This is a genomic window from Mitsuaria sp. TWR114, from assembly GCF_007997345.1.
The window spans coordinates 1-6263 of record NZ_VOSR01000630.1 but is presented as its reverse complement, the minus strand read 5'-3'; the positions used below and the strand labels follow the sequence as shown (position 1 = coordinate 6263).

7 protein-coding genes are annotated in these 6263 nt (G+C 70.0%); 3 read left to right on the top strand and 4 right to left on the bottom strand.

Annotation, left to right across the window (positions count from 1 at the left end; all coding sequences use genetic code 11):
• The coding region (locus FUT87_RS21120; RefSeq protein ID WP_147242291.1) for an MFS transporter at positions 1–769 on the bottom strand (769 nt) is incomplete at its 3' end.
• Between the two features lie 148 nt (positions 770–917).
• Between FUT87_RS21120 and FUT87_RS21115 the strand changes: the two genes are divergently transcribed.
• Both FUT87_RS21115 and FUT87_RS21110 read left to right on the top strand, forming a co-directional pair.
• Entirely contained in the window at positions 918–1880 is a 963-nt protein-coding gene (locus FUT87_RS21115; RefSeq protein ID WP_147242246.1) for a LysR family transcriptional regulator, read from the top strand.
• A 127-nt stretch (positions 1881–2007) separates the two neighbouring features.
• Positions 2008–2214 (top strand): hypothetical protein, encoded by a 207-nt coding sequence (locus tag FUT87_RS21110; protein WP_091726538.1) that lies wholly within the window; start codon positions 2008–2010, stop codon positions 2212–2214.
• A gap of 75 nt (positions 2215–2289) precedes the next feature.
• Here FUT87_RS21110 and FUT87_RS21105 read toward each other — a convergent pair whose 3' ends face one another.
• From FUT87_RS21105 to FUT87_RS21095, 3 genes are all read right to left on the bottom strand, one after another.
• Positions 2290–3315 carry a hypothetical protein gene (locus FUT87_RS21105; RefSeq protein ID WP_147242290.1) on the bottom strand — a complete coding sequence of 342 codons (1026 nt, stop codon included), beginning with the start codon at positions 3313–3315 and terminating at the stop codon, positions 2290–2292.
• Positions 3316–3343: 28 nt separating this feature from the next.
• A complete protein-coding gene (locus tag FUT87_RS21100) occupies positions 3344–4867 on the bottom strand; it encodes an oligopeptide:H+ symporter (protein ID WP_147242293.1) in 1524 nt (507 codons plus the stop codon).
• 287 nt (positions 4868–5154) lie between these two features.
• Entirely contained in the window at positions 5155–6015 is an 861-nt protein-coding gene (locus FUT87_RS21095; RefSeq protein WP_147242289.1) for a hypothetical protein, read from the bottom strand.
• On the opposite strand from FUT87_RS21095, the gene FUT87_RS21090 reads away from it, so the two are divergent.
• Positions 6001–6263, top strand: a 263-nt coding sequence (locus FUT87_RS21090) for a hypothetical protein (protein ID WP_147242288.1), incomplete at its 3' end; no start/stop codon positions are given. The genes FUT87_RS21095 and FUT87_RS21090 overlap by 15 nt on opposite strands.

Sequence of the window (6263 nt, the reverse complement as noted above, 5' to 3'; positions counted from 1 at the left end):
CCGCCAGCGTCGACCAGAACGCGCTGAAGGCGACGGCCAGCAAGCCCTGTGCGATCGCGGCGCGGCGCAGCGTCGGCCAGGCGCGCCACAGGCCGCCCAGCGAGCGCAGCAGGCCGCCATACGTCGTGCGCATCGCCGGCGGCGAGGACGGAAGCCAGCGCCAGCTCGCCAGGCCCGCGACGGTCAGGGCCAGCGCCGCCAGGCCATAAACCCAGCGCCAGCCCAGCAGGTCCGCGATGACGCCGCTCATCACGCGCGACAGCAGGATGCCCAGCAGCAGCCCGGTCATCACCTGGCCGACGATGCGCCCCCGGTGCTCGGCCGGGCTCAGCGCCGCGGCCATCGGCACGACGTCCTGCGCCAGCGTCGCCGTCAGTCCCAGCAGCGCGCTGGCGACCAGGAAGGGCGCGAAGCCCGGTGCGAAGCCGCTCATCAGCAGGGTCGCGATCAGCAGCACGAACTTGGTGAGGATCACGCGGCGGCGATCGAAGCGGTCGCCCAGCGGCGTCAGCAGCAGGATGCCGGCGGCGTAGCCGAGCTGGGTGAGCATCGGCACCGCGCCGATGCCACCGGTGGAGGCGTGCAGATCCTCGGCCAGCGGGGCCAGGATCGGCTGGCTGTAGTAGAGCGACGCGGCGCCCAGGCCGGCCGATGCGGCCAGCAGGACGATCAGCGGCGCGGAGGGCGTTGCGCCGGCATCCGGCGGCGAGGCGGTCGAGGTCGTTGTCACGGTGGGTGTCGAGGTCGAAGTCAGCGGCAGGGCGGACATGGCAACTCCGGAAGGGTAACGAGGAAGCGGGAATCGGTGGGCGGCGGCGCGCCGGCACCGGGATGCCTCGCATTCTTCGGATGGGCGCCCGCCCGCGGAACCGGCCCCGCACGCACAGCGGCCATACGCCCGGCGTATAAAGCGCCTCATGAAAGACCTTGTCCGGGACGGCGGCCAGGACCGCCTCGCGCTGCTGCAGACCTTCCTCCGTGTCGCGGAGGCGGGCAGTTTCTCCGCGGCGGCGCTGCAGCTCGCGACCACCCAGCCGACCGTCAGCCGCCGGGTGCAGATGCTGGAATCGCTGCTCGGCGCGCGGCTGGTGGAACGCTCGACGCGTGGCCTGCGCCTGACCGAGGAGGGCGAGCGCTGCGCCGCGCAGGCGCAGGAACTGATCGATGGCTGGCAGACGCTGGCCGAGGAGCTCGATGGCGGCGAGGAGCTCTCCGGCACGCTGCGGCTGCGGGTGCCGCATGCCTTTGGGCAGAGCCAGCTGATCGAGCCGCTGGCCGCCTTCCTGAAGCGCCATCCGCGGGTGTCGGTCGAATGGATGCTGCAGGACCAACTGCCGGATTTCAGCCGGGAGAACGTCGACTGCTCCCTGCTCGTCGGCGAGATCAGCCAGCCCAACCTGATCGCCACGCAGCTGGCGGAGGTCCCGCGGGTGCTGGTGGCCGCGCCGTCGCTCGCGAAGAAGCTGCCCAAGGGCCTGGACCGGAAGACACCGGAGGAGATCGCGGCGCTGCTCGGCGCGCAGCCCTGGCTGGCGCTGCTGGCCTTCTACCGGGACGGCATCGACCTGCGCGCGGCGACGGGTGATGCGAGCCTGCACATCGGCTTCCGGCCCCGGCTGGGCACGGACAGCCTGTTCGCCTTGATCGAGTCCGCGCGGCGCGGCCTGGGCCTGGCGCTGGTGTCGCAATGGGCGGTCATCGACGACCTTGCTCAAGGACGCCTGGTGCGGCTGCTGCCGGACTGGTGCGCGACGCCGCTGCCGATCTCGCTCGTGTATCCGTCGCGCCACCTGCAGCCGGCCCGGCTGCGCGCGTTCCAGCAAGTGATGCGCGAGGTCATCCCGACCTTGCCCGGCATGCGCGAACTGCGCCGGCGGTGAGGCAGCAGCGTCCCTCCAGGGGCGCGCCTTCAACGACGCATGGATGGGCCAGTGAAACCGGATCCGCTTCCGCCTAGATTGCCTCGCTCGTGGGATCCCTTCCGTTCCCCTTGCCAGGAGCCATGCAATGAACGTTGAGACGACGAGGACCTTGATCAACGCCGGCGTGAGCGCGCAAGAAGCGCTCGCGATTTCTCAGGCGATCCATTTGGAGGTTGCGAACGCGAAAGCCGACATGTCGGTGAAGCTCTTCGAGAGCGAGCGATGGCTTTGCTTGGCGCTAATGGCGACCTTCCTGTTGTCGCTGTTCTGGGCTGCCGCTCTCGATCGCTGACGCGCTCAAGAAAAAGGACCGCCCTCGGGCGGTCCTGGTCACGGCGCCGCCGGGCCCCCGGCGCGCATCAGGCGCTCAGCTCTTGCTGGCGGGCTTGGCCGGCGTGGCCTTCTCGACCTTCTTCTTCACAGCGGGCAAGGCCTTGCCGGTGCTGGCCATGTTCATCTGCGTGTCCATGCGCAGCAGCTTGCCCTGCGGTCCCGCCATGTCCATGCCCATCGTCATCGACATCGTGCTGCGCAGCATCAGACGGTCGGCCAGGCGCACGTCCATCTTGCCGCTGCCGGTCGCGGTCATCGAGCCCTTCACCTCGGCCGGCGCGGACGCGGCCGGCGCCGGGGCGGTCGCCTCCGTCGCGCTGGAGGCGGCGGGCTTCATCAGGCTGGAGTGGAACGGCGCGGACACCGGCAGCGCGACGTCCATGGCCATCGTCACCGCGACATCGAACGACGCCACGCCCTGGCGCACGCCGGTCAGGGTATAGCGGCCCACCACCTTGCCCAGCTGCTTGGACGCGCCCATCGGCAGGTTCATCTCGACCGGCACCTCGATCGATTCGCCGACCTTCAGCGTCACGCCGTTGAACTTGCGCATCCAGTCGAAGCTCTGGTTGAAGAGCTGCTCCTGCAGCTCCTTGCTCAGCGCCTGGGACGCGGCCGTGGCAGGCAGCTGCATGTCGATCTGCTCGAACTGGTCGTCCTTCAGCCGCGCGTTGAAGCGGAAGGTCATCGGCGGCGGCAGCGGCTGAAGCTGACCGGACGCATTGCGCATCTCGGTCTTGAGCGTCGCCATCTCCGCATCCAGGGTGTAGCCGCCATCGGCCGCCTTGGCCGAGGTCGACAGCGTCTGGCGCATCGCCATGGTCATCGTCAACGGCATGGCGGCCTTCAACTGCTCGGCCTCGGCGCGCGCCTGCTCGGGCGCGTCCGCCGGCAGCCGCATGGACATGTTCATGCGGGTGTCCATGGTCAGGTCGACCTGTTGCCGCGTCGACGGCAGCGGCACCAGGTTGAGCTTGACGCTGGTCTGCGCCAGCGCCGCTGGCGTCGCGATCGCGGCATGGAGGGCCAGCGCGGTGGCCAGAGAGAGAAGTCGATTCATCGTTGTCGCTTCCTTGAGGAGTGGAGCTTCAGCCCCGGTAGTTGTCCTGCATGCGGTAGCCACGCGCGTAGAGCGCGAACAGCAGTGCCGCCAGCAGCGCGAAGCCGGCGAAGAAGAACATCTGGAAGGCCGTCACGCTGGTGCCGGTCGACTGGATGTAGGTCGTCACCGCCGAACCCTTGACACTCGAATTCGCCAGCAGCACCCACAAGTTGCCGATGGTCACCGACAGGTTCCAGAAGCTGGTGATCACGCCCTTCATCGCCAGCGGCGCCTGGCTGTAGGCGAACTCCAGGCCGGTCGCCGACACCAGCACCTCGCCCAGCGTCAGCAGCGCGTAGGGCAGCACCTGCCAGGTGATGTCGACCGCGTGGCCGTCGTCGAGCCACAGCTGCAGCCCGCCCACCACGATCCAGGCCAGGCCGGCGAACGCGATGCCCGCGCCCATGCGGCGCAGCGCCGTCACCTTCAGGCCCAGGCGGGCCAGCAGCGGGTACAGCACCAGGTTGTTGAACGGGATCAGGATCATGACCAGCGCCGGATTGAGCGCCTGCATCATCGAGGATTTGAACCACTCCGGCTTGGCCATCTGGTCGGCCTGCAGCACCCAGGTCGAGGCCTTCTGGTCGAACAGGGACCAGAACGGCGTGACCAGCGCGAACAGCACCAGCAGGCGCAGCACCTGGCGCACGCCTTCGACGGCCTCGGCCGGATGCACCGCCCGGGCGCGTTCCAGCTGCATCCAGGCGCCGATGCCGCCGAAGCCCATGACCAGCACCAGCGCCGAGCAGAAGGCGATCACGAAGCCCAGGTTGGGCGTCAGGACCAGCGCCCCGATCGCCAGCACCACGCCCAGGCCGGCCACGATCAGGCCGCCGCGGCCCTGGCCCGGCGCCTGCGCCAGCAGCGCCGTGCGCACCACCTTCAGGAAGCCATGGGGATCGCGGTGCGACTGGCCCGCCGGCACATGCGTGTACTTGCGGCGGCCGCTCCAGAAGATCAGGGTCGCCAGGAACATCAGCGCGCCCGGGATGCCGAACGCGACGCTGGCGCCGAACCTGTCCAGGAAGATCGGCATCAGCAGCGAGGCGAAGAACGAGCCGAAGTTGATGATCCAGTAGAAGGCGTCGAAGACCTTCTGCGCCAGCGTGCGGTTGCTCTTGTCGAACTGGTCGCCGATGAAGGAGCTGACCAGCGGCTTGATGCCGCCCGAGCCCAGCGCGATCAGGAACAGGCCGAAGTAGAAGCCACGCAGGTTGTCCTCGAAGATCGCCAGGCAGGCGTGGCCGGCGCAGTACACCAGGCTCAGCCAGAAGATGGTGTTGTACTTGCCGAAGAAGCGGTCGGACAGCCAGCCGCCCAGCAGCGGGAAGAAATAGACGCCGATCACGAAGGTGTGGAACACCTCCTTGGCCTCGCCCTTGCGCAGCGGTTCAGGAATGGCCAGCAGCAGGCTGGTCATCAGGAATACCGTCAGGATGTTGCGCATCCCGTAGAAGCTGAAACGCTCGCAGCCCTCGTTGGCGATGATGAAGGGGATCTGCGGCGGCATCTTGGGCGCGGCCTGCGCGGCGCTGCCGGCGGCGCCGCCCGGGGCAGCGATGGTGGAGGTGTTCAAGGGAAGTCTCCGTCGTGTCGTCGGGCGCTTGTGACGCCCCAAAAGGAAAGCCGCCGGGGGTAACTCGGCGGCTCTTGCGAAATCAACTCGTGCCTCGATGACACCCTCTCCCCGCGGACGGGGAGAGGGAGGGGTGAGGGGTCTCCATCAGGCGCACCTGCGGAGGCCGGCCCTCACCCCATCCCTCTCCCGCAAGCGGGAGAGGGAGTTCATGCGGGCGATCAGGCCTCGAAGGGCAGCTTGAACTGGCTGAGGTCCTTGCGGGTCTCGACCAGCACCAGCGGGCCGTCGTCGACCACCACGACCGGTGCCGGCTCGCGGCCCAGCGGTGCCGGGGCAGGCTCGGCGGCGATCGCGGCCTGGGCGGCGGCGATCTTGTCGGCATCGCTGTTGACCCAGACCAGGCCGGCGCCATCGGCGACGGCGCTGAGCTCGGTCATCGGCAGCTCGAAGCGCGGCACGATCGGGGCGGCGGCCGGAGCCGGCGCGGCAGCCACCGGTGCGGGCGCGACGGCTTGCGCCGGCGCCTGCTTCGGCGATTCGCCCAGTTCCAGCTGCTTCGGCGCGGCACCCGCGTCCAGGACGATGCCATCCAGCGCGGCCACGGCCGGCGAAGCGACCTCGCCTTCAGCGATCAGGCCGTTCGCACCCTCGCCGCCTTCGGCGGGAGCGCCTTCGCCTTCGCGGCGGTCGCGACGATAGCGGTCGCGACCCCGGCCACGGCGGCGGCCTTCACCACGGCCTTCGCCTTCGGCGCCTTCAACGGCTTCGGCGGGGGCTTCGCCCTCGACCACCGGTGCGGCGGCGGACTCGGCGCCCTCGGCGAACGAGGCCTCGCCCGCTTCCGGCGCCTGGCCTTCGACCAGCGTGCCTTCGACCTGCTCGGCGCCCTCGATGCCTTCGGCGCCACGCTCACCGCGGTTGCCGCGACGGCGACGGCGACGGCCCTGACGCTCTTCGCCGGCCTCGCCCAGCGGCGTTTCCAGCGGCGTCTCCAGCGGCTGGGTGTCGGCGAAAGCGATCGGCGACTCGGTGTTGGCGGCCTCGGTGCCGGCCAGCGGCGCGAGTTGCTCCTGCGTCACCTCGGCGGCGCGCTCCTCGCGGCGGCGGCGGCCTTCGCCACGCTCGCCACGATCACCGCGCTCGCCCCGTTCCGGACGATCGCCACGCTCCGCGCGTTCCTGGCGCGGTGCGCCTTCGACGGCCTGCTCCGGCTTGTCGGCGCGCTCGTTGCGACGGTTGCGGTCACCGCCGCGCTCACCGCGTTCGGCACGATCGCCACGCTCGGCGCGATCGCCACGCTCCGGACGCTCGCCGCGGCCTTCCTGCT